The organism is Psychroserpens mesophilus (genome assembly GCF_050617655.1).
GTDB classification, from domain to species: domain Bacteria; phylum Bacteroidota; class Bacteroidia; order Flavobacteriales; family Flavobacteriaceae; genus Psychroserpens; species Psychroserpens mesophilus_A.
Genome location: NZ_JBODQC010000001.1, coordinates 468,356 through 492,597, shown reverse-complemented (window position 1 = coordinate 492,597; position 24,242 = coordinate 468,356). Strand labels below are relative to the sequence as shown.

Genomic DNA, 24,242 nt, shown 5'->3' with positions numbered 1-24,242 from the left:
TTAATCTCTTTGTCTTACAGTTCGTTGTTCAATTCGTTTTTCGTAACGTTCACCTTTAAAAATGCGTTGTACAAAAATGCCTGGTATGTGAATTTGATTTGGATCTAGATTTCCAACTGGAACTAATTCTTCTACTTCTGCAACGGTTATTTTTGCTGCACCACACATATTCGGGTTAAAATTTCTGGCTGTTCCTTTAAAGATAAGGTTTCCAGCAGCATCACCTTTCCATGCTTTTACAAAGGCAAAATCTGCTTTAAAGGCATGCTCCAACACATACATTTTTCCATCAAATTCTCGGGTTTCTTTTCCTTCAGCTACTTCAGTACCATATCCAGCTGGTGTATATATCGCTGGAAAACCTGCTTGTGCTGCTCTGCAACGTTCTGCTAAAGTTCCTTGAGGAATCAACTCAACTTCTAATTCTCCAGATAACATTTGTCTTTCAAATTCATCATTTTCTCCAACATAAGATGATGTCATTTTATCAATTTGTTTACCTTGTAGCAATAAACCCAAACCAAAATCATCTACACCTGCATTATTAGAAATACATTTAAGTCCTTTAACACCTTTTCGAACTAATTCTGCAATGGCATTTTCTGGAATTCCTGATAGTCCGAAACCACCAAACATAAAGGTCATGTTATCTTTTACACCTTCTAAGGCTTCGGAAACATTCGCTACTTTTTTATTAATCATTATTATTAAATTTTGATACCGAAAAATACGAAATAAAAAAGCCATTCTAAAATGAATGGCTTTGGTTTTTTTATCAAAAAGAACATCTGCAAATTAAAAATCTAAAACATCTTTTAAATCATCTGCTGGATCTTTTTCTGTAGAATCATCGTCACCTAAATTATCACAATCAACTTCGATAGATAAATTTTGAGGTTTTTCAAATTCGCCTTTTGATATGCTTAATTCAGAATCTTCATAACAGGACTTCATATACAATGCCCAAATTGGTAAAGCCATTGAAGCTCCCTGACCATAAGTAATTGTTTTAAAGTGAGCTGCACGATCTTCTGCTCCAACCCAAACACCTGTAACTAAATTGGGAACCATTCCCATAAACCAACCATCACTTTGATTTTGAGTTGTTCCTGTTTTTCCTGCTATTGGATTTGTAAATCCGTACGGATATCCTGTAATTATTTCCTTATACACTCCTTGGTCTGCACCCCAAGTTCGTCGCAGTCTGGCTCCAGAGCCAGATTCAGTAACACCTTCCATTAAATTTACTGTAGTGTAAGCTACTTCGTCACTTAAAACATCACGACTTTCTGGAGTAAACTGATATAAAACAGTTCCGTTTTTATCTTCGATACGAGTTACCATTACAGGTTTGTTGTAGACTCCTTTATTGGCAAATGTTGCATATGCAGCAACCATTTCATAAACGCTCAAATCTGGAGTTCCCAGTGAAATTGCTGGAACTGGTGGAATTTCTGATGCTACACCTAAACTTCTTGCCATATCAATTACGGGTTGCGGACCTACTTTATCCATCAATCGAGCTGTAATCGTATTAACTGAATTTGCCAAAGCATCTTTTAATGTTAAAAATCCATCATAACGACCATCTGAGTTTTTGGTAGTCCAAGGATCCGGATTTCCATACTTGCCTGCCTCAATAGTAATTTGTTGTCTTGGTAAGGTGTCACAAGGCGATAAATGTAACTGGTCTATTGCTGTTGCATAAACAAATGGTTTAAATGTAGAACCTACTTGTCGCTTTCCTTGCTTTACGTGGTCATATTGAAAATGCCTGTAATTCATTCCACCAACCCAAGCTTTAACATGTCCAGTCTGAGGATCCATTGACATCATTCCTGGATGCAAAAACGACTTGTAATAACGCATAGAATCGATAGGTTTCAAAATGGTATCCACCTCAGATGCTTGACCGTTTTTCCAGGCAAATACAGTCATTTGTGTTGGCTTGTTAAATGAAGCTTCTATTTCTTTTTCAGACTTGCCTTGATTTTTTAAAACTCTCCAACGTTCTGACCGTCTCATTGAGGTTTTCATTAGTGCTTTTATTTCCTTTTCATCAAGTTCTAAAAAAGGTGCTGTTTTATTTCTATCTGGTGTGTTTTGATGGTCAAATTCTGCTTGCAGTCTTGGCATATGCCTTTGTACTGCGTTTTCAGCATGGTTTTGCATTCTCGAATCTATAGTTGTGTAGATTTTAAGTCCGTCATTATACAAATTATAATTCCCTCCATCAGGCTTAGGGTTGTTTTTTATCCAATCTTTCATAAAGCCATCAAGATATGCTCTAAAATAAGTCGCTATACCTTCGCGATGTGATTCTGGTGAATAATTTAAATCTAATTCTGTTTTTTGAAGTGAATCTTTTTGAGCTTCAGAAATAAAATCATACTTCTCCATTTGGCTAAACACAACATTTCTTCTGTTTTTTGTACCTTCAGGATTACGATGTGACCTTGGGTTATATAATGAAGAGTTTTTAAACATTCCAACCAGCATTGCCGATTCTTTTATATCTAACTCTTTGGGTTCTTTCCCAAAATAAATTCGAGCAGCACTTCTGATCCCATCAGCATTATTTCCAAAATCATAGATATTGAAATACATGGCAATAATTTCTTCTTTTGTGTATTGACGCTCCAACCGAATAGCGATAACCCATTCTCTCACTTTTTGAAAAAGCCGTTGTATTTTATTTGAAGAAACTTGTTTGGTAAACAATTGTTTTGCCAACTGTTGAGATATGGTACTTGCTCCTCCTCCACTTCCTAATTTGGTAATTGCTCTTAATGTTCCTCTGGCATCAATACCTGAGTGGTCATAATATCTGATATCTTCAGTAGCAACTAACGCGTCTACAAGATGTTTTGGTAATTCACTATAATCAACAGGAGTACGATTATCATTAAGGTAAAACTTACCCAGTGTTTTATCATCTGAAGAAATTATTTCAGTTGCCAAATGGGTTTTAGGGTTTTCTAATATGGTATGATCTGGCATTTCACCCAAGAAACCCCAAGATGCTAATAAAAACATAAGAATGAATAACAACACACCTCCTGTAAATGCCATCCAAAACCAACGCACATACTTAGAAAAATCAACGGTTGTAGTCGATGTTGATTTCTTTTTTGTTGTTTTTTTTGCCATAATTAATTTGTATTATCTCTCTCAATTCTAAAACCGACATCTGTAATCCCTTCAAGATGTAACACCCCATTTATTTCTCCGTTTTTACGCATAGCGTGTTGTACTTTTACTTGATAATCACCAGACTCATTAAAAACAAAGGGTTGTTCATAGCCCTTATACCAAAGCTTATTTTCTTTAATATCTGTAAACCCTGAACCTAAAAACTCACCTTCTGGTGAGGCCATTCTGTATTCTAGCGTGTCTTTTAAGGTTTTACCATTGGGATAATTTAACTCTACTACTAAGTACAAGTTACTATACTTATAGTCGTTTGTGTTTCTTAAATTAACGAATAAGTTATAATTATTAATTGTATCTGGTGGTGTAACCTTAAACGAAACAATAGAGTCTTTATGCCATTGATTTGGTATGGACTTGTATTGGTCAAAAACACGATTAGAATCGCATGAGACCGCAATTAAGACCATTAAAAAAACAATGCAATACTTACTTTTTAGCATTATTCTGAGACTTTTGACGACGTCTTTGTTTTCCTTTATTATTTCTACGTTTGTTTTTACGTTTTGGACTATCGAAACGTGTTAAACTATCCTGACCAACAACGTTTTCAAACTCTCTTTTAGTATCTTGAATTAGTTCGGCTGCATATTCTTCTAAACTTGCAACTTTTTCCTTTTTTTTATTTTTTTCAATTATCTCAGAGACTTGATCTGTGGTAAGAACATGCCAATTCATCCATTCTCCTTCATAAGCATACCAAAGATGACCTTTAAATATGTCTGTCTTTTGACAAACTGCTGTTCCTTTTTCAGTATATAATTTAGTGTCATTTTTTGGAAAAGCCTTTAAGGCATCTAAATATGTATCTAACTCATAATTTAAACAACACTTAAGCTTACCGCATTGTCCAGCTAATTTTAGTGGGTTTAAAGACAATTGCTGATATCTTGCTGCAGATGTGCTCACAGATCTGAAATCGGTTAACCAAGTAGAACAACACAACTCTCGACCACAAGAACCTATACCTCCTAATCGTGCAGCTTCTTGACGGAAACCAACTTGTTTCATTTCGATTCGGGTTCTAAATTCTCGGGCAAATAACTTAATAAGCTCTCTAAAATCTACACGCTCTTCAGCAGTGTAATAAAATGTAGCTTTGCTAGCATCTCCTTGATATTCAATATCAGAAATTTTCATTTTAAGTTTTAAATCAATAGCAAACTGACGAGCTTTAACCTTCATTGGTTCTTCCTTATCTCTTGCTTCTGACCATATATCAATATCTTTTTGTGATGCTTTTCTATAGATTTTCATGACATTTTCTTGATCATCAATATCTATATTTTTTCGCTTCATTTGTATTCTTACTAATTCTCCTGTAAGCGTAACCATTCCAATGTCATGTCCAGACTGTGCTTGTGTAGCAACTATATCACCAATGCTTAACGTGAGGTTTTCAGTATTTTTGTAGTATTGTTTTCTTCCGTTTTTAAAACGCACCTCAACGCCATGAAAAGGCTCTTCTCCTTGAGGCAAAGACATATTAGCCAACCAATCAAAAACAGTTAGTTTGTTGCAGCTATCTGTACCGCAAGTTCCATTGTTCTTACATCCTTTTGGTTGACCATCTTTTCCAGTTGAGCAACTGTTACAACTCATAAATTTTATATATAAATTCTGAAAGGGTTTCTTTCAGAAAACGATTCATAGTTCTTTTGAAACGTAAAGATAAGATTATTTATTGAGTATAATCTATGAATAAGATTAACACATTTGCTTTTTTTATATGTCATATAGCATGGTGTTTACAAACAGGTTAAGTAAATAAAAAAACAATTTATTTATAATGCTCACAATCTTATTCCAATTCGATGATAGCCTATAAACTTAAAACTATTGAATATGACATCTAAAATTACACTATTCCTTTTTGTGATTCTTATCACATGCTTGGGAGCTGCTCAAACTCCAGGTGAACCAACTGTTAGCGAAGGACTCGTTTTTAATCCAAACAAAAAAGCGTGCGTGACTCCAGAACAAAGAGCTGATATGATTCAAGATATCCAAACTAGTATCGAAACATTACGACAAGAAAATAAATTGTTATTTTCAGAACAACGAAGAGGAAATCATCCTCTTTTTATTTGGCCTTTACAAAAAGCTAGTAATGTCACCTTTAATGAAATCTATGGTATTGGTGCATATGTTGATCATAATTCGGCATTTCCAAACCAATTAACAGATTATAACTGTGGGACAAAGACTTATGATACAAACGCTGGATATAATCACCAAGGCACTGATATGTATACGTGGCCTTTTGGATGGAAAATGATGGACGACGATGGTGTAGAAATTATAGCAGCTGCTCCAGGACAAATCATCGTTAAACAGGATGGCGCTTTTGACCGAAGCTGTAACTTTGGCACAACAACACCTTGGAATATCGTTATTGTACAACATAGTGACGGAAGTGTTGCTGCATATGGACACATGAAAAATGGTTCTACTACATCAAAAAATGTTGGTGACATGGTTGTTGCAGGTGAATATTTAGGCATTGTAGGCAGCTCTGGTATTTCAACAGGTCCTCATTTACATTTTGAAGTTTTAACTGATGCTACGTTTACTACAATAATTGACCCTTATTCTGGGACTTGTAATTCAACAACTACAGATTCCTGGTGGCAATCCCAAAGACCTTACACGTATCCTGGTATTAATGCTGCATTAACTCATAATGCTGCTCCTGTTGTGTTTCCTCCATGTCCAACAGCAGAAACTCCTAATTTGAGTAATGATTTTGAAACTGATGATGCGATTTATTTTAGTAGCTTTCTAAGAGACCAGACCTCTGGAGAAACTGTTAGTTTTGAAATTCTAAGACCTGATAATTCCTCCTTATTTGGAATTTGGAATGAAACTGTACAAACAACAGCATCTAGCTGGTATTATTTATATGGTCCTTATTCTGGCTTTTTTGATATGGTAGGTGAATGGTCCTGGCGCGTCACTTTTGAAGGAGAAACTGTGACACATACATTCAATGTTACTGATGCTCTGAGTATTAAAGATGATGATTTTAGTCAAACTTCCGTTTATCCTAATCCGTTTAACGATGTGATTCAGATTTCTTCAGCGAAGAAAATTATTAAAACTCATATTGTAGATATTTTAGGAAAATCTGTGTTAATTATCGAGGATGCTTCTAACGGAATTAACAAAATAGATCTATCAGATTTTTCTAACGGAATGTATTTTTTAATGCTTGAAAGTGAAACAAACGAAAAGAAAACAATCAAATTAATAAAAGAATAAAAAGTCATACAAAAGGCTCCAATTTGGAGCCTTTATTATTTTTTTAAAACCTCAAAAATATTTCTTAAGTCTTTTTTATAAGGCAAATGATCTGCTCTGCCTTTTTTGAAAATATCGTTACTATTACCTTGTCCTTTTCGTAATGCTTTTTGCTCTTCATAAGGCAATCTGTTTATTTCCATACAGTTTGAAGAACAACAATTTTCCATTTGTTCTTTACAATCGTCACATTGGATAAACAATAAATGACATGCTTCATTGGCACAGTTTGTATGTAAATCTGCAGGTTTGCCACATTGATGACACTTGGCAATAACATCATTAGAAATTCGTTCAGAACGACGTTCATCAAACACGAAGTTTTTACCTATAAATTTATTCTCTAAGTCATTAGCTTCAACTTGTCTCACGTAATTGATAATACCTCCTTCCAGCTGAAATACATTTTTAAAACCTTTATGTTTGTAGTAAGCACTTGCTTTTTCACAGCGAATTCCTCCTGTACAATACATTACCAGGTTTTTATCTTCTTTATGTTCTCTAAGATCTTCTTCAATTAAATCTAACGACTCTCTAAAGGTATCAACATCTGGAGTTACTGCATTTTTAAAATGTCCAATCTCACTTTCATAATGATTACGCATATCAACTAAAACCGTGTTTGGATCTTCAATTAAATAATTAAAGGTTTCTGCATTGACATGAACTCCTTTATTGGTCACATCAAAAGTATCATCATTTAAACCATCGGCAACAATCTTATGACGTACTTTAACTTTCAATTTTAAGAACGCAAAATTATCATGCTCTATAGCAATGTTTAATCTCACATGTTCTAAAAAAGAAATGGTATCTAGATGACTTTTAAAAGGTTGAAAGTTTTCAGCAGGAACAGAAAGCTGGGCATTAATGCCTTCTTTAGCAATGTATATTCTACCCAGAACATCTAAATCGTTCCAAGCTAAAAACATATGGTTTCTGAAAATTTCGGTATTGCCAATCTTGGCGTACTTGTAGAAAGAGATAGTTAAGCGGTCTTTTCCCGCTTTCTCTATAAGTTCTGCTCTTTCTTTAGCACTTAAGTTATTGTACAGTTGCATGCTATACTAATTTTTAAGGTTAAAGATTATTACCATTCTGGTATTGAACTGCAAAGGTATGATTTTTAACAAAAAATCAAATCCTTGCAATAAAAAAAGCCCTTTAAATGATTTAAAGGGCTTTTTTGAGGACTAACTCGTTTATTAATATTTTTAATTTGTCTTAAAAACACCTAACGAGCTATCCTCCATCGGCTTTACAGTTACTGTTTGTATATACAGCCACTGAAACACCTGATGTATTGTTAAAAATAATTTTTCTAAAAAATCTCATCCTAACTGTAAGAATTAATTTTAACTGGATAAGTCATGTACTGACCTTTTTCATAGCAAGATTTCCCAATCTCATTTGGTAGATGCAAAATGTTTAAAAAGGTTGCGTCAGAAGATTGAAAAAAATTAAAAGTTATTGTAATTTAGCAGACCTATCAATTAAAAACAGATTGTAATGAGCAGTGAAAAAGACGCAAAATTAAAAGCCTTAAAATTAACCTTAGATAAGCTTGATAAAGCCTACGGAAAAGGGACAGTAATGAAAATGAGCGACCAGGCAGTCGTTGATGTTGACGCCATCTCTTCCGGTTCTTTAGGATTAGATATTGCATTAGGTGTTGGAGGATATCCTAGAGGTAGAGTGATTGAAATATATGGACCTGAATCTTCGGGAAAAACAACGTTAACACTTCATGCTATTGCTGAAGCTCAAAAAGCAGGTGGAATAGCAGCTTTTATTGATGCAGAACATGCTTTTGACAGAACATATGCTGAAAAATTAAATGTTGATATTGATAATCTTATCATTTCTCAACCAGACAATGGTGAACAAGCACTTGAAATTGCAGATAATTTGATTCGTTCAGGAGCAATTGATATTGTAGTCATAGATTCGGTTGCTGCGCTTACACCTAAAAGTGAGATTGAAGGCGAAATGGGAGACTCAAAAATGGGTCTTCATGCACGATTAATGTCTCAGGCTTTAAGAAAATTAACCGGTTCAATTAGTAAGACCAATTGCACTGTAATTTTCATTAACCAATTAAGAGAAAAAATTGGTGTGATGTTCGGAAATCCAGAAACGACAACTGGAGGAAATGCTTTAAAGTTTTATGCGTCTGTAAGATTAGATATTAGACGATCGACTCAAATTAAAGAAACTGATGGTAATGTTGCAGGAAATAAAACGAGAGTTAAAGTTGTAAAGAACAAAGTAGCTCCACCGTTTAAAATGTGTGAATTTGATATTATGTATGGTGAGGGAATTTCAAAAGTTGGAGAAATATTGGATCTGGCGGTTGAACACGAAATCATTAAAAAGAGTGGTTCTTGGTTTAGCTATGGAGAGACCAAACTCGGACAAGGCAGAGATGCTGTTAAAGCATTAATAAAAGACAATCCAGAACTAATGGATGAGCTCGAAGATAAAGTAAGAGCACTTATTAAAGGTGATGCTTAATAAAAATAACTAAACAAAAAATCCCTTATTAGGGATTTTTTGCTTTTTGACGCAACCTTTAAATGAATGTTGCATCTATATATTAATTAAGGCATGTATTGCTTAAATATTTATTATATGAAGAAATTTCTTTTACTAGGTGTTATTATGTGTTCTCTTTGGTCGTGTAGTCCAGAAAAAGACGATTCATTGAACTTTTTCTATGAGACCTTACCTGTTGAAAGTGCTAGTTTACCTGACGTTTTCGAGTTTGGTCAAATTTATGAAATATCAATGACTTATTTAAAACCTTCAGGATGTCATCTATTTAATGATTTTTATTATGTAAGTGAAGACAACCTGAGAACGATTGCTATTATCAATACTGTTTTTCCAGACCAAGATTGTGAAACTTATGAAAATGAAATAGAAGAAGTTTCTATTAATTTTCAAGTAAATAGTTTTGGACCATACGTATTTAGATTTTGGCAAGGTGAGGATGATAATGGTACTGATACTTATTATGTTGTTGAAGTTCCAGTAATAGAGTAATTAAATTCGTATAAATTAAATCCCAACAATACACTTGAGTTTAGAACAACTCATAGAACAATGCAAAAAGAATGATGCTCAGGCTCAAAGTCAAATATATAAACTCTACGCGAGTAAACTGTTTTCGATTTGCTTGAAGTATTCGCGTAACTATGCTGAAGCCGAAGATAATTTGCAAAACGCATATATCACAATATTTAAAAAAATAGATCAATTCAAAAATAAAGGCTCTTTTGAAGGATGGATAAAAAGAATAACAATAAACACAGCCTTGCAACGCTACAGAAGTGCTGGCGTATATGATATCGTTAACGAAGATCAAATTGAAGATGTTTCTGTTGAAATTGACGAAGAGACTGTTAGTTTAGATTTTTTATTAAAAATCATTCAAGAGCTACCTGATCGTTACAGATTAGTCTTTAATTTATATGCCTTAGACGATTTCTCTCATAAAGAAATTGCAAAAATGTTAGACATTTCGGTAGGCACATCAAAATCAAACCTTGCAAGAGGTAGGATGATTTTAAAGGATAAAATAGAACAATACAAAGTGAATACTAATTCGCAAAGTTTATAATGAACGAAAAAAAGAACATAGATAAACTCTTTAAAGAGCAACTCAAAAACTTTGAAGTTACTCCGCAAGATCATATCTGGGAAAACATACAAGAAAAACTCCATGAGGATCAACGTAAAAAACGACGAATTATTCCTATATGGTGGAGAGTTGCAGGAATCGCTGCTGGTTTAGTGCTTTTATTTACAGTAGCTCATCCTTTTTTTAGTTCTTCTGACAAAGAGGATCCTTCAAAAGATAGTATTGTTAATGACTCTAAAAACAATAACAATTCTAATTCGCAAAATAACCATAATACGTTACAGCAAAATGATTCAAAAAGAGATGAATTAGGAAATGAAATTCCTGATGATATAGTTGACACTAACTCTAAATCTTCAGTTGAAGAAGAAAAGTCATCACTAAATAAAAGTAATGCTGTTACTACAGATGCCAAATCAAATCCTGTAATAGCTTCAGATAATTCCAACAGAACAAACCCTAAAGATAAAACTCAAAATGGCGCTTCTGAAAACAGCACCAATTATAAAAATATACAGGAAGAAAAGCGTAATCCGATACAGAATCGTTTAACAAAAGATGCCGTTGCTGAGACAAACAAAACAAACTCTAAAACCGATAAGGAGACACAAAACGCAATTAAAAATAAATCAGAAATAGATAAATTTTTAAAATCAAATACTTCAGAAACAACTACTACTGTTGCTGATGTCAACATCAAAAACAAAGGAGGTTCAGAAAAAGAAAACGCTGAAACAAATGATAGTTCTTTTGATAACCCTCCAAATAAAGAAGATAAAGAGGCTGAAGTCAATGCTATTGAAAATGCCATTGCTGAAACTGATAACACTGAAGAAAAAGAAGAAGATGAAGAAAAATTAAACAGATGGAGTGTTTCGCCAAGTGTAGCTCCTATTTATTTCAGTTCACTGGGACAAGGCTCTCCTTTAGATAATCAATTTGTAGAAAACACTAAGGAATCTGAAATTAACATGAGTTATGGTATTAACGGAAGTTATGCTGTGAACAAAAAGTTTAAAATTAGAGCAGGTATCAACAAAGTTCAATTAGGGTACAAAACAAATGATGTTCTAATTTTTGAAAACACAAATCCTGTAGCCAGAGGAAGACGTCAAATTGCTAATGTGAACTTAACAGATAGCATGAGTCAACATTCTATTTACAGTGCGAGAAATTTTAAATTTGATAATGCTCCAGCTACCTTATTTACAAAAGAACTTGGATCATTAGACCAGCAACTTGGTTTTATTGAAGTGCCTATTGAAATAGAATATAATGTTATAGAGCGCAAAATAGGATTAAACCTTATTGGTGGTTTTAGTACTTTGTTTTTAAGCGAAAACGATGTATATGCTGTTTTAAATGATGGTAATCGTACACGTTTGGGAGAAGCAAGTAATATTAAAGATTTAAGTTATACAGCCAATTTCGGGATTGGTATAGACTATAATTTCTCAAAACAGTTTCAATTTAATATTGAACCTACATTCAAGTACCAAATTAACACATTCAATAATACATCTGGTGATTTTAAACCCTTTTTTATAGGTGTTTATACTGGACTTAGTTTTAAGTTTTAAGTTTTTTAGTTGGTTAGACTGTTATTGTTAAATCACAATAACCACTCAAAAGCTACTCTGTGCCAAGGGTAGCTTTTTTGCTTTTAAATATCAAAAGCTGATTTAATATCAACGTTCTGGATGCCTCATTTACCTTTTTTGTATCTTCAACGGTCAATCCTTCGGTAGAAACAAACTCATGAATTTTAGCTCTCATAAGACCAGGACTTCCACTAAAAAATGTATAAGAAAATCTTTTTTTATTATCGGCAAAAGTAATAGGCACAATAGGAATGTGATGATTAATAGCCATTCTGAAAGCACCATCTTTGAATTCGTCTAAAATAATTGTTTCATCAGGCACACCTCCTTCAGGAAAAATGCAAATGCTCATCCCTTGTTTTAAACGTCGTTGTGCTCTTAAAAAAACAGCCTGTCTGCTTTTCGGGCTATTTCTATCTACCAAAATACTGGTGCGTTTATAGAAAAACCCAAATAATGGAATTTTAGCCAACTCCTTTTTACCTACAAATACAAACGGGTTTTTCACTGTAACGAGCATGAGCATAATATCTGCCATAGATGTATGATTTGCAATAAACATATAGCTTTTAGAAGCATCTGGAATTTGCTCTCTTTCAATTTTAACATTAAAACCCATCCCAATCAAAATAAAGTGTGCCCAAAACCGAGCCAGCTTAAAAAAGAAAGGATACCATGATTCTTTTAGAATAGATATTACAAGTACTGGCAATAAAACAATAATTGGAAGAGCTACCAAAATGTAGAACCATATACGATACAAAATCCAGAAGATGTACTTAAATAGCTTCATGTGGCTCAAAACTAGTCAAATTAATTCAACAATTCTACTAAAAAAAGTACCTTTGCTGACGATATAAGTTAGCTGTTAGAATTTAATAACTATATCATCATTGTAATACGTTTAATAAAAAGATACTAGCTTTTGCTGGTAATATTATGGCAAGAATACTTACAGGAATACAAAGTACAGGGACACCTCATTTAGGAAACATACTAGGAGCTATCTTACCTGCAATTAAAATGGCTAACGACACAAAAAATGAGTCGTTTTTGTTTATCGCTAATTTACACACGCTTACACAAATTAAAGATGCAGAAGAATTAAGACACAACACCTATTCGGTTGCTGCAACTTGGTTAGCCTTTGGACTTGATGTTAATAAAACTGTTTTTTACAGACAAAGTGATATTCCTCAAGTCACTGAATTAGCCTGGTATTTAGATTGTTTTTTCCCATATCAACGATTAAAACTTGCTCATGGTTTTAAAGATAAAGCAGATCGTCTAGATGATGTAAATGCTGGTTTATTTATGTATCCTATGCTTATGGCTGCAGATATTTTATTGTATGATGCTGAAATCATTCCAGTAGGAAAAGACCAGTTACAACACATAGAGATGACACGTGATGTCGCAACACGTTTTCATGCTAAAATGGGCGAAACTTTTGTCTTACCAGAAGGCAAGGTTCAAGAACATACGATGCTTATTCCTGGTACTGATGGTGAAAAAATGAGTAAAAGTCGAAATAACTTTATTAATATTTTTCTTCCTGAAAAAAAATTACGAAAGCAAATCATGGCTATCGAAACCGATAGTACGCCTTTAGAAGAGCCTAAAGACTGGAAAACCTGTAACTGTTTTGCGATTTATAAATTATTAGCTTCAGACGCTGAGATTGATACTATGAAAACTAATTACCAAAATGGTGGTTATGGTTATGGTCACGCTAAACAAGCCTTGTATGAATTGATCTTGACTAAATTTTCAACGCAACGTAAGCGTTATAATCATTATATGAATCATCTCGGTGAAATTGATGCTGCTTTAGCTATTGGAACTGAAAAAGCAAAATTAGTTGCCAATGATGTCCTGAAACGTGTAAGAGAGAAAACGGGCTATTAAAATGAAAAAGTTAATCTGGTTTACAGTTTTAAATACCGCTTCGATGGCATTATTAATTGCTTCAAGACTTACTTCTGAAACTGAAGGATTTGATTGGTTCATTTTTATTTCTGCAATACTTATCGTACTCACCTTGATTCACTTTTTTGTAGAACGTAACAAATTAAATCAGCTCAAATAATTTTCCTGGAAGCGGTCGTATAATACCTTTTAATTCCATAGTTAATAAGAGACTAGCAACTCTAAAAATTGGCATATGACACTCTAAAGCAATCACATCAAGAAGCTGTTTGTCTTTGTTTTTCAGATAGTTGTATATGGTTTGCTCTTCGGAAGTTAGTTCTACAAACAGTTGTTTCTGAATTACTGGCTGCTGTTTCAATTCTAATTCCCAGTTTAATATATAAGGAACATCTAAAGGATTTGATAGCACGTGTGCTTGTTGAAATTTGATTAAATTATTACACCCTAAACTCTGACTATCAGTTACTCGGCCAGGAACGGCAAACACATCTCTGTTATAAGAATTGGCAATATCTGCAGTGACTAAGCTTCCTCCTTTTTCAGCAGATTCAATAACGATTGTTGCTTCGCTTATTCCTGCAATAATTCGGTTACGTTTTAAAAAATTGTTTCTGTCAAAAGAATCTGAACTCCAGAAATCCGTTAAAAACCCACCATGCGTTTCAACCTCAGCAATATATTTTTTATGTGTTTTTGGATACATCTGATTCAATCCATGAGCGAGACAACCAATCGTTTGAAGTTGGTGTTTCATAGCTGCTTTTTGCGCAGAGATATCAGTTCCGTAAGCAAAACCAGACACAATAACCGGATTAAAAGCAGCTAATTGTTCAATTAATTGTTTACAAAATGCAATGCCATAAGTTGTGATTTTTCGAGTGCCAACAATACTTATAATACGTTGTTGTTTTAGGTTCACGTTTCCTGTTTGAAACAAAAGTATTGGAGCATCTATACAATGTTTGAGTTTTTCAGGATATTCATCATCTGTAAAATACAAACAAGAAATCGTATTGTCTTTAATAAATTGCAATTCTTGTTCAGCAGCTTTTAAATGCTCAGAATGAAATAGTTCTTTAATTGTAGTCGTACCAATACCTTCTATTTTAAGGAGATGCTGTCGTTTTTCTTTGAATACGGCTTCTGCAGAACCACAGTAATGAATTAACTTTTTAGCTGTCACATCTCCTATTTTTGGAACGTGTTGCAAAGCCAGAATATAAATGAGATCATCATCTGTCATTTTTTGTAGATTATTTTCTATGAAAATACTAAATTTTTCCTTGTTAATAAATACTTCATTGGATGTTTTATTCAGGAGCAAAAATTTTTAACTTTGTTTCTATGCAACTAGAGACTTATATCAGCGATTTATTATACAGATACGATTGCGTTACTGTGCCTGAGTTAGGTGCATTTTTAACGCATCGTGTTTCGGCAAAAATTCACGACACAACTCATGCTTTTTATCCTCCTAAAAAAGTGTTGTCTTTTAATGAGCAATTGCAAAATAATGATGGATTATTAGCGAATTACATTGCTGATGTTAAGAAGATTCCTTATGAAGTGGCTGTTGAAAAAATCGCTAAACATGTAAAATCTATTAAATCATATTTAGTTGAAGGCGAAACAATTGCATTTGAAAACATTGGTGAATTGTTATTAAATAAAGAAGGAAAAATTAATTTTGAGCCTTCGCTTCATATCAATTACTTAACAGATGCTTTTGGCTTATCACAATTTACATCTTCAGACATTACCCGAGAAGTTTATAAAGAAAACACTGAAGCTATTGAAAACGTCATTCCAATAGCTGTGACACCTGAGAAACGCAAATCTCGTCCTTATTTAAAATATGCTGCAATTGCAGTTATAGCCTTAGCTGTTGGAGGTTTTGCTGCTTCAAATTATCACATGAAGCAAATTGACACACACAACCAATTAGCACAAGAAGAAGCTAATCAAAGGTTAGAAACGAAAGTTCAGGAAGCGACATTTATCATAGATAATCCATTACCTGCTGCGACACTTTCTGTAGAGAAACAACAAACAGGTCATTATCATATTGTTGCAGGAGCATTTAGAGTAGAAGCTAATTCAGACAAAAAAGTGAATCAATTAAGAGCTTTAGGTTATAAAGCCAGAAAAATTGGAGCTAACAAATATGGACTTCATGAAGTTGTGTATGCTAGCTTTTCTGATAGGCTAGAAGCTATACAAGCGCTTCGTCAAATTAAACGCGAGCATAATAGAGATGCCTGGTTGTTGGTCAAAACTTTAGATTAAATCCTTTGTCATTCAGAGTAAAGCGAAGAATCTCATAATTATAAGCTTTCTTGTCGTTTATGCTTCACTTTGTGGAAATGACAACTATCATTAATGACTCTTCATTTCACACAACTAAAATCATAAAACATTTAGCTTAGATTTAAATTCAGCTTACCTTTGCACTTTCTAAACGAGCATGTATTCCCTAATGTTTCTGGAATACAATTTTTTAAATAAAATGTCATGGAACCAAAAACCGCATTTCAATCTAAAACCATAATGACCGATTTGGTCTTACCTAGTGAAACCAATCCTATAAATAATCTATTTGGAGGTGAACTATTAGCTCGAATGGATCGTGCTGCCAGTATTGCTGCAAGACGACATAGCAGACGTATTGTTGTCACAGCTTCAGTAAACCATGTTGCTTTTAACATGTCTATTCCTTTAGGAAGTGTCGTAACTGTTGAGGCTAAAGTATCTCGTGCATTTAGCAGTTCTATGGAAGTTTATCTGGATGTATGGATTGAAGACCGAGAATCTGGAGAGAGTATCAAAGCCAATGAAGCTATATATACTTTTGTTGCTGTTGATGAAACTGGTCGTCCGGTTAAAGTGCCACAACTAATTGCTGAAACCTCTTTGGAAAAAGAGCGTTTTGAAGGTGCTTTACGTCGTAAACAATTAAGTTTAGTGCTTGCTGGAAAAATGAAACCTAGTGAAGCCACAGAATTGAAGGCCTTGTTCTTAAAGTGATGTGATTAACTTAACATTTCAACAGTTGAAGCATTAATGTTAAGAAATCTTATTGTAATAAGATTCTTAAAACCGTTCTGAATAACGTGTTTTATATTACATCTTATAAATCCAGCTCGCTGGATTTTGCGTTTTAGAATCTTTATAAACACCAAAACCAAGCATGGTTTCACCATTAGATTGATTAGTAAACACCTCTCCTATTTCTTGTTTTGTGTTAACTTTATCGCCTTTTTTGACGTAAATCTTAGACATGTTTTTATAAACTGTTATGTAATTACCATGTCGTATCATTACCACAGGATTAGCATTTGGTATCACTAAAATCTGTGATACTTCACCATCAAAAACGGATCTTACTTTAGTTCCTTTTTCGGTGGCTATTTTAACGCCCTGACTATTTATGGTAACCGTTCTATCAATTGGAGAAGGCTGTGTTCCATACTTCACTTTTACGACGCCTTTTTCAACTGGCCAAGGCAATTGACCTTTATTCGATTCAAAATTTCTAGCTAAGGCTTTTGCTTCAGGAGTTAATACAAATTTACTGGTTGGCGACGAAGTTTTACCAGCTTTCTTATTAGAAGCAGCAATAGCTTCACGAATTAAGCGCTCTATTTCACGATCTATCCTGTCTATTTCTTGTTGTTTTTTCTTGGCTTGGGAAGCATAAGTACTTAAGTTTTTCCGAATAGAAACCATTAATGCTTCTTGTTCCTTAAGTTCAATCTCTAGCTGTTTTTTAACTTCCCTGTTTTCTAAAACTAATTTATCCTTATCCTTTTTTTGACGCAATAAATCGGTGTTTAGCTCCTGTAATTTCAGGGTCTTAGCCTTTATGAGCTCTCCTTGTTCTTCCTGATAATTTCTATATTGTTTGATATACTGCAAACGTTTGTATGCTTGTTTAAAATTGTCTGAAGACAATAAAAACATCACTCTGCTTTGTTCTGATTTACTTTTATAAGACTTGACAATCATTTCAGCATAATTGTCTTTTAGCTCTTTAAGTTGTTCTCTTAAACTACTAATCTCATTTTGATTGGCATTAATTTCACGTGTTAAAAGATTAGCCTGATCGTTCGTTATTTTGATTAGGTTTCGTCTAACATTTACTTTGTAATTCAAATCTTCAACTAAAGATACCAGAGACTTCTCTTTTTTCTTATCTGAAAACAAAAGCGCATTAATTTGTTTGAGCTCGTTTTGATACTTTTGACGTTTAGCTTCAAGTTCCTTTTGCTTATTACTTTGTGAATTGGCTATAGGAATACTTAAAAGAAAGCATAACAATACGATGATGTAGGTTAGTTTATTGTGCATCGGCTAATATTATTTCTTTAAACCCTGAAGGTATTTTAAACGGAAAACGTACTTCTTCGTTGAGAGATACTGATTTATATTCCATAGCAATAATGATTTCTTCATTATTTTCAATAGCCATAATTTTAATATCTTTTGGTAAAATTTCTTTATCGATATCCTGGTAAGCCAAATAATCTACTTGAAGAAAGCGCTTTTTTAAAGGTTGAAGCAATTGTTGTGAATCCATTTTAAAATGGGAAGGGTTAAGTAACAAAAATAATTCTAACAAAGCCGTTTGTTCCTTAGGTTGTAAGATGTAGGACGTGTCGTTTGTTGAAGCGATATACTTTCCGTCTTTTAAATTGAAAAGCGATTCTCCCAATAACAAACTTTGTACCTTTTTAAAATTAAGTTCAACACCTAATAAATTGCTTAATAAAGTATAGTCGCCTTCAAAATACTGATTGTTTATTCTATCGTAAAACCTCACTTTATCAGGAGTTATCATAGCTCTTGCCAAGCCTAAAGTCGCATTAATCCAAATGGTTTTATCTTTTTCTATTCTTAGATTAACGGTGTAACCTTGTTCTTGTAAATCTTGTGTATAATCGATTTTAACTCTGGCTTGCAGTGTTTTAAACTTAGCATCTTGTTTGGCATTTTCTTTTATCAATTGCTTTGCCGAAATGTTATCGCTAATTTCTCCAGTAGCAGCAACTGTTCTTGCAGACTTACAGGATGTTGCAAGACCAATTAAAAGAATGATTATACTAAGTTTATAGGTTTTCATAGTATTATTGCTGTTTAGACAATGCTTCTGCCTTTTTAGCAAACGCTTGAGATTTGGTAATATTATTATTTTGCTCGTAAGCAATACTTAGTTGGGTATAAAAATCAAATAACATTTTAGAATCATCAACTATAAAATCGACTCCCATTTCTAAACTTTCAATGGCTTTTTTAGGTTGATTCAATTTAATATTTGCCATCCCATTCATCAAATACAATACGGGTTGTGCAGGATATAATTCTAATGTTTTGGCACTTAGTTTTTCAGCTTCAGCATCTCTATGTAAATCTAAACGCAGCATAAGCACCTCTTTAATCGTGTTGAAATTGTTTGGGTCTTCCTCTAAAATTTTCTCAAAATAGCCTAAGGCTTTTTCTTTATCATTGACTTTTAAGTGGTATTGTGCCAACTCATTTAAGGTTTTAGCACTTTTTTCATCATCAATTAACGCTGTAATCTCAACAAGTTGAGGTTCGTATTCTGGATTTTTAGACACAAAATTCACGAAATCATTTAATACTTTAGCTTTAGCTTCTGGTTTTATATCTGGACTCGTAAGTACGGTTTTCATAGAATGAATCGCACTTTTTGTATTATTGTCGTCTAAATAAAATTTATATAATGCTAAATGAACCAGTCGTGATTCAGGATTCAATTTTAGTAGATCTTTGGCAGTATCAAATGCTTTTTCAGTATCTCCTGTTTCACTATACCTGTAAATTAACCTAAGGTAATTCGCTTCATCTTCTGGATTGCTTTTAATACGTTCTTCAAGGTTTTCAATTCGGTCATCATCATTACCTGTCAAATCATAAATTTGATTTCTTAAATAGTCTCGGTCTTCGTTATACCCAAATTCTTTATCAAGTTCATCTAGAATATCGAGTGCATTCTTATATTTTTTAGCTTCAATGTATAAGCTAGCTAAATCTTGTTTATAGTCTGGATGAAATTTTACCAGTTGTTTGACGGTTTTTAAAGCCTTATCTATATCATTTTGCTGCATATAGACATCATAAAGCTCGTCAAGAAACCATTCATTTTCTGGTGATTTAGAAAGGGCTTCTTTGAGTGCGTCTTCAGCTGCACCAAAGTTTTTAAGCGCTTTATAGTTCTTCCCTAACTCAAAAAATAACGTAGGATCTGAATCATTAATTTTAATACATTTTAATAATGCATCAACAGAGCGTTGATAGTTTTCAATTCCTTTTTGCTTTAAGGCTTCAAAAAAATATTCTTGGTAAGCATCTTCATAATTTCCCAAATCATCATCTGGTCGCTTATTAAAATCGACTTGCGCATATGTATTCTGCGAAATCATAAAGACTCCGAATAGCAAAAAAAGTATATAAATGTGTTTATTCATATTTGTTTGAGATTCTTGGCTAGCTCTGAATGACCACTATTTCAAATTTTGTTCCAAATATCATGAGATTCTGAATATGTTTCAGAATGACAAACTTTTTTTATTCCAAAACCGAATAATCACCAATACTTACACTTGAAAAATTCCCATCATAGTTAACGTGATTTCCTATCATAGCATTGTCTAAGTTAGCATTTTTAATGGTTGTATGTGTTTGAATTAAGCTATTTTTAACGGTTGAATTATCAATTGTACAATGATTACCTATACTAACGTTTGGACCTACAGTTGCATTGTTCAAGACTACATTTTCTCCAATACAACAAGGTTCAATGATTGTTGAATTATTGTTTATTACCGAATCTGCTATTAATTTTTCGTCTCCATCTGAAGCTAAGAATCCAAGCATTTTAGCATTGGTTTCAAGCGTGACACTTTTGTTTCCACAATCCATCCATTCGTCAACAGTTCCTGTTTTAAAAATTCTGCCTTCAGCCATCATGCGTTTAATGCCATCATTAATTTGGTATTCACCTCCATTCATGATATTTTCATCAAGGATTTCCTGAAGTTTTCCTTTTAAAACAGCGACGTCTTTAAAATAGTAAATTCCGATAACGGCTTGATCGCTTACAAAACGTTCAGGCTTTTCTACCAATTCTACTATTTCTTCTTTGTCATTGAGTTTTACAACACCATAAGCTTCTGGATTTGCAACACGTTTTGTCCAAATCACACTATCTGCTTCTGAATCTAAATCAAATTCTGCACGAATTAAGGTATCAGCATAGGCTATTACTGCAGGACCAGATAATGAAGGCTTGGCACACATAATGGCATGACCTGTTCCTAAAGGTTGATCTTGACGGTAAATAGAAGGTTTTGCGCCTAAACCTGTTGCTAAACTTTTTAAACTCTCTACAACATCATCACCAAACCAAGCTGGATCTCCTAAAACAAACGCTATTTCTTCAATAGGTTGCTTTAAAACTTTTGCTATGTCTTTAACAAGTCTGTGAACTATAGGTTGTCCAGCTACTGGTATTAATGGTTTAGGAACGGTTAAACTATGTGGTCTAAGACGCGAGCCTCGACCAGCCATTGGTACTATTATTTTCATATCATGCCTGCGAAAGCAGGTATCTGTTTAATTAAACTTAATTTCTAATTTTATTATAATTCAAATTCAAATTGACACTTAAATCTGACCAACTTGGATTCATTTCTTCAATTAATTCAATCTTCCAGTCTCTTTTCCACTTTTTGAATTGTCTTTCACGTTTTTTAGCTTCCGAACCACATTTAAACTCTTCAAAATAAACCAATTTATCACAATTGTATTTTGCAGTAAACGATTTAGTATAAACCTTCAGTTTATGTTCTTTTACTCTTTCCTTAATATTATCTGTTACTCCAATATATAAAACTCCATGAGGTTTATTTGTTACGATATAGACATACCAGAATTTCATTTAATCGATTAAGAGATTCCTGCTTTTGCAGGAATTATTTTACACCTGTACTACCAAAACCTCCTGAACCACGATCAGTATCAGACAAGACTTCAACCTGTTGCCATTCTGCGCGTTCGTGTTTAGCAATCACTAATTGGGCTATCCGTTCACCATTATTAATCACAAAATCTTCATTAGATAAATTGATTAATATTACTCCTATTTCACCTCTGTAATCTGCATCGATTGTTCCAGGAGCATTAAGCACTGTGATTCCTTTTTTTGCGGCTAAGCCACTTCTTGGTCTCACTTGAGCTTCAATACCAACTGGCAATTCGATAAAAAGTCCTGTACCTACAATACTTCGCTCTAATGGTTTTAATGTTCTTGGTTCTGAAAGACTTGCTCTTAAATCCATACCTGCTGAAGCTATTGTTTCGTAATGCGGTAAGTCATGATTTGATTTGTTAATTATTTTTATTTGCATGTTTTAAGATTCTTAGCTGTGCTCTGAATCACAGATTAATTTCTTTTTATTAATTGTTTTAATTGATTCTTTTCTAAAATGAATACAATACCCAAAAATACAATTAACATAGATATTCCAATAACATAATGACCTCTAAAATAATAGAATGAAAGTATTGACATGACAATTGATAGACCCATATAAAGTCCTATTTTTTTAACATTGTAAGGTATCGGGTAGTATTTTTTTCCAAAGAAATAGGAAAGTAACATCATGCTTGCATAAGCAGATAATGTTGCAATTGCAGAACCTTTAAAGCCTATAAACGGAATCAATATATAATTTAAAGCAAGTGTAATTAGTGCTCCAAAAACTGAAATATATGCACCAAACTTTGTTCTGTCAGTGATTTTGTACCACACTGAAAGGTTATGATAAATTCCTAAACAAAAGTATGCTAGCAATAAAACAGGAACAATCCACATCGCTTGCCAATAAGCTTCATCTCCTATAAAAATAATTTTTAATACATCTGCAAAAACGACAACAGTTAATAGAATTACAGAGCCACATATCACAAAGAACTCTAAAATTTTAGCATAATTATGTTGAGGGTTCTCTGACTTAGAATGGCTGAAAAAATAGGGTTCTATACCTAATCTGTAAGCTGTCGCAAACAAGGTCATAAATAAGGCCAGCTTGTAACATGCAGAGTACATTCCTACTTGTGTTTTTGCTATGTTTTCTGGCAATAATTTATCTAAAAGCACACGATCAAAAGTTTCATTAATTGAAAAAGCTACTCCAGCAATTAGAACTGGAAAGGCATATTTAAGCATCTTTTTAAGTAAAGAAATACTGAAAACATATTTAATTTTCATATAGAATGGCACCAGTAATGCCAGCGTCACAGCACTAGCTATAAGGTTTGCAATAAAAATATAATTGATTTCGAAATCAGGCTTATAAAAGATTTCAAAAAAGGAACTTGTAGAGGCTAACCCCTTCAAATAAAGTAACAGAAATATGTTTAACCCAAGATTTACGGCGACATTTAAAATTTTTAAAATGGCATAACGCATGGGTTTTTCTTTTGCTCTTAACCAAGCAAAAGGAATAATAACTAAGGCATCAAATAGTAAAATCCAAATGACTAAATTAATATATTCTACTTTTAAATCGGTTAAATAAGCTATCTGGTTATTGCATAAAAAAGCAAGTACAAAAAATAATAATGAAGATATAATTAATATAATTGTTGAGGTTCCAACGACTTTATCTTTATTGTCTTCATTATTGAAAAATCTAAAAAAAGCAGTCTCCATTCCATATGCTAATATCACATTGAATAAAACGAAGTATGCATAAATCAATGAGACACTTCCATAATCTGCAACAGAATCTAGTACACTTTCATCGGTATGAAGTCTTACCAACAAAAAGCTTAACATTCTAGGAAGCACAGTGGCTAAACCATAAACAAATGTTTGTTTAAAAAGAGATTTTAACGAGCTCAAAGATTAAATTTTGTTCTGCTAAAAATACGTTTTTAGCAAACGCTAACCAAAGATAAGTTATTGCCCTTTTGGTGGAGCGCTAGGATAGTGAAGTGGTTGCTTGATTTTAATATTTGATATTTTAAAATACAACGTTTGACTTCCTTTTCGATATGTGATAATACATTCATCATCCTTAAGTTCAAATGGCATCTCTTCTTTAAGTTTTGGGAGTACATTTTTAGCTTCTTCTTTCATATCAGAACTTAAGATGATGTCTTGTTTCTGATTAAAATCTATTTTAAATCGCCCAATATAGAACGCCTGATCACCATTATTAAATTCAAGATTTACTTTTTGATTTCTAAAATAAATACTATCTAAAGTCACCGCAGTGTCTTTAACCGGAATAAAAACGTTGATACCTGAGCCTCCTTCTTGAATTCCTGCAACCCATTTTTGAGCATATGTTTCTCCTATCTTTACTGGTGGTTTCTTTTGTAACTTTTGAGCTGTAGAACATTGTGAAAAACTGACCATGAGTATGATCATGACCATTAAAAAAGATATTTGTTTTAGCGATTTCATATACCGTTTATTATGATTCTAAATATACAATTTCAAATTTAATGCCATAAAAAAGCCTCACTTA

General features: G+C 33.2%; 24 protein-coding genes. 9 read left to right on the top strand and 15 right to left on the bottom strand.

Annotated features, from left to right (window positions below; all coding sequences use genetic code 11):
• From ACRHNM_RS02200 to ACRHNM_RS02185, 4 genes are all read right to left on the bottom strand, one after another.
• Entirely contained in the window at nucleotides 1–702 is a 702-nt protein-coding gene (locus ACRHNM_RS02200) for a CoA transferase subunit A (protein ID WP_431133202.1), read from the bottom strand.
• 93 nt (nucleotides 703–795) lie between these two features.
• Nucleotides 796–3,150, bottom strand: coding sequence for a penicillin-binding protein 1A (locus ACRHNM_RS02195; protein WP_431133200.1), 2,355 nt, complete (start codon nucleotides 3,148–3,150; stop codon nucleotides 796–798).
• A gap of 2 nt (nucleotides 3,151–3,152) precedes the next feature.
• Nucleotides 3,153–3,653, bottom strand: a complete 501-nt coding sequence (locus tag ACRHNM_RS02190; protein WP_431133198.1) for a gliding motility lipoprotein GldH — start codon at nucleotides 3,651–3,653, stop codon at nucleotides 3,153–3,155.
• The gene (locus ACRHNM_RS02185; protein WP_431133196.1) at nucleotides 3,640–4,812 is read right to left on the bottom strand and encodes a PSP1 domain-containing protein; all 1,173 of its coding nucleotides are present in this window, start codon (nucleotides 4,810–4,812) and stop codon (nucleotides 3,640–3,642) included. Before ACRHNM_RS02185 ends, ACRHNM_RS02190 begins: the two co-directional genes overlap by 14 nt.
• Before the next feature lie 243 nt (nucleotides 4,813–5,055).
• Here ACRHNM_RS02185 and ACRHNM_RS02180 point away from each other — a divergent pair, with 243 nt between their 5' ends.
• Nucleotides 5,056–6,471, top strand: coding sequence for a peptidoglycan DD-metalloendopeptidase family protein (locus ACRHNM_RS02180; RefSeq protein ID WP_431133194.1), 1,416 nt, complete (start codon nucleotides 5,056–5,058; stop codon nucleotides 6,469–6,471).
• Between the two features lie 35 nt (nucleotides 6,472–6,506).
• Here the strand turns inward: ACRHNM_RS02180 and ACRHNM_RS02175 are convergent, their stop codons facing one another.
• Nucleotides 6,507–7,571, bottom strand: coding sequence for a rhodanese-related sulfurtransferase (locus ACRHNM_RS02175; protein ID WP_431133191.1), 1,065 nt, complete (start codon nucleotides 7,569–7,571; stop codon nucleotides 6,507–6,509).
• Nucleotides 7,572–8,019: 448 nt separating this feature from the next.
• Between ACRHNM_RS02175 and recA the strand changes: the two genes are divergently transcribed.
• From recA to ACRHNM_RS02155, 4 genes are all read left to right on the top strand, one after another.
• Nucleotides 8,020–9,024: a recombinase RecA gene (gene recA, locus ACRHNM_RS02170; protein ID WP_431133189.1), complete on the top strand. Its 1,005-nt coding sequence runs from the start codon at nucleotides 8,020–8,022 to the stop codon at nucleotides 9,022–9,024.
• Nucleotides 9,025–9,141: 117 nt separating this feature from the next.
• On the top strand, nucleotides 9,142–9,555 hold the full coding sequence (locus ACRHNM_RS02165) for a hypothetical protein (RefSeq protein WP_431133187.1): 414 nt from the start codon (nucleotides 9,142–9,144) through the stop codon (nucleotides 9,553–9,555).
• A gap of 34 nt (nucleotides 9,556–9,589) precedes the next feature.
• A complete protein-coding gene (locus ACRHNM_RS02160) occupies nucleotides 9,590–10,132 on the top strand; it encodes an RNA polymerase sigma factor (protein ID WP_431133185.1) in 543 nt (180 codons plus the stop codon).
• Nucleotides 10,132–11,733 (top strand): hypothetical protein, encoded by a 1,602-nt coding sequence (locus tag ACRHNM_RS02155; protein ID WP_431133183.1) that lies wholly within the window; start codon nucleotides 10,132–10,134, stop codon nucleotides 11,731–11,733. Before ACRHNM_RS02160 ends, ACRHNM_RS02155 begins: the two co-directional genes overlap by 1 nt.
• 52 nt (nucleotides 11,734–11,785) lie before the next feature.
• Here the strand turns inward: ACRHNM_RS02155 and ACRHNM_RS02150 are convergent, their stop codons facing one another.
• Nucleotides 11,786–12,547 (bottom strand): lysophospholipid acyltransferase family protein, encoded by a 762-nt coding sequence (locus tag ACRHNM_RS02150; RefSeq protein ID WP_431133181.1) that lies wholly within the window; start codon nucleotides 12,545–12,547, stop codon nucleotides 11,786–11,788.
• A 146-nt stretch (nucleotides 12,548–12,693) separates the two neighbouring features.
• Here ACRHNM_RS02150 and trpS point away from each other — a divergent pair, with 146 nt between their 5' ends.
• A complete protein-coding gene (trpS, locus tag ACRHNM_RS02145; protein WP_431133179.1) occupies nucleotides 12,694–13,662 on the top strand; it encodes a tryptophan--tRNA ligase in 969 nt (322 codons plus the stop codon).
• Nucleotide 13,663: 1 nt separating this feature from the next.
• Nucleotides 13,664–13,843 (top strand): hypothetical protein, encoded by a 180-nt coding sequence (locus ACRHNM_RS02140; RefSeq protein ID WP_431133177.1) that lies wholly within the window; start codon nucleotides 13,664–13,666, stop codon nucleotides 13,841–13,843.
• Here ACRHNM_RS02140 and dprA read toward each other — a convergent pair.
• Nucleotides 13,826–14,929: a DNA-processing protein DprA gene (dprA, locus tag ACRHNM_RS02135; RefSeq protein WP_431134007.1), complete on the bottom strand. Its 1,104-nt coding sequence runs from the start codon at nucleotides 14,927–14,929 to the stop codon at nucleotides 13,826–13,828. The two genes, ACRHNM_RS02140 and dprA, sit on opposite strands and share 18 nt — an antisense overlap.
• 101 nt (nucleotides 14,930–15,030) lie before the next feature.
• Here dprA and ACRHNM_RS02130 point away from each other — a divergent pair, with 101 nt between their 5' ends.
• Entirely contained in the window at nucleotides 15,031–15,972 is a 942-nt protein-coding gene (locus ACRHNM_RS02130) for an SPOR domain-containing protein (RefSeq protein ID WP_431133176.1), read from the top strand.
• A 225-nt stretch (nucleotides 15,973–16,197) separates the two neighbouring features.
• Nucleotides 16,198–16,710 (top strand): acyl-CoA thioesterase, encoded by a 513-nt coding sequence (locus ACRHNM_RS02125; RefSeq protein ID WP_431133174.1) that lies wholly within the window; start codon nucleotides 16,198–16,200, stop codon nucleotides 16,708–16,710.
• Between the two features lie 96 nt (nucleotides 16,711–16,806).
• Here the strand turns inward: ACRHNM_RS02125 and ACRHNM_RS02120 are convergent, their stop codons facing one another.
• The 8 genes from ACRHNM_RS02120 to ACRHNM_RS02085 all read right to left on the bottom strand — a co-directional run bounded on the left by ACRHNM_RS02120 (nucleotide 16,807) and on the right by ACRHNM_RS02085 (nucleotide 24,178).
• Nucleotides 16,807–18,033, bottom strand: a complete 1,227-nt coding sequence (locus ACRHNM_RS02120; protein ID WP_431133172.1) for a murein hydrolase activator EnvC family protein — start codon at nucleotides 18,031–18,033, stop codon at nucleotides 16,807–16,809.
• Nucleotides 18,023–18,805: a DUF4292 domain-containing protein gene (locus ACRHNM_RS02115; RefSeq protein ID WP_431133170.1), complete on the bottom strand. Its 783-nt coding sequence runs from the start codon at nucleotides 18,803–18,805 to the stop codon at nucleotides 18,023–18,025. The genes ACRHNM_RS02120 and ACRHNM_RS02115 overlap by 11 nt, the downstream gene beginning before the upstream one ends.
• Before the next feature lie 4 nt (nucleotides 18,806–18,809).
• A complete protein-coding gene (locus tag ACRHNM_RS02110) occupies nucleotides 18,810–20,171 on the bottom strand; it encodes a tetratricopeptide repeat protein (RefSeq protein WP_431133168.1) in 1,362 nt (453 codons plus the stop codon).
• A gap of 100 nt (nucleotides 20,172–20,271) precedes the next feature.
• Complete coding sequence (locus ACRHNM_RS02105; RefSeq protein ID WP_431133166.1) at nucleotides 20,272–21,291, bottom strand: sugar phosphate nucleotidyltransferase; 1,020 nt, start codon at nucleotides 21,289–21,291, stop codon at nucleotides 20,272–20,274.
• A gap of 37 nt (nucleotides 21,292–21,328) precedes the next feature.
• A complete protein-coding gene (locus ACRHNM_RS02100) occupies nucleotides 21,329–21,643 on the bottom strand; it encodes a GIY-YIG nuclease family protein (protein ID WP_431133164.1) in 315 nt (104 codons plus the stop codon).
• Nucleotides 21,644–21,677: 34 nt separating this feature from the next.
• Nucleotides 21,678–22,112 carry a dUTP diphosphatase gene (gene dut, locus ACRHNM_RS02095; protein ID WP_431133162.1) on the bottom strand — a complete coding sequence of 145 codons (435 nt, stop codon included), beginning with the start codon at nucleotides 22,110–22,112 and terminating at the stop codon, nucleotides 21,678–21,680.
• 35 nt (nucleotides 22,113–22,147) lie between these two features.
• Nucleotides 22,148–23,611 carry a lipopolysaccharide biosynthesis protein gene (locus ACRHNM_RS02090; RefSeq protein ID WP_431133160.1) on the bottom strand — a complete coding sequence of 488 codons (1,464 nt, stop codon included), beginning with the start codon at nucleotides 23,609–23,611 and terminating at the stop codon, nucleotides 22,148–22,150.
• 57 nt (nucleotides 23,612–23,668) lie between these two features.
• Entirely contained in the window at nucleotides 23,669–24,178 is a 510-nt protein-coding gene (locus tag ACRHNM_RS02085) for a hypothetical protein (RefSeq protein ID WP_431133158.1), read from the bottom strand.
• Nucleotides 24,179–24,242 lie beyond the last annotated feature (64 nt).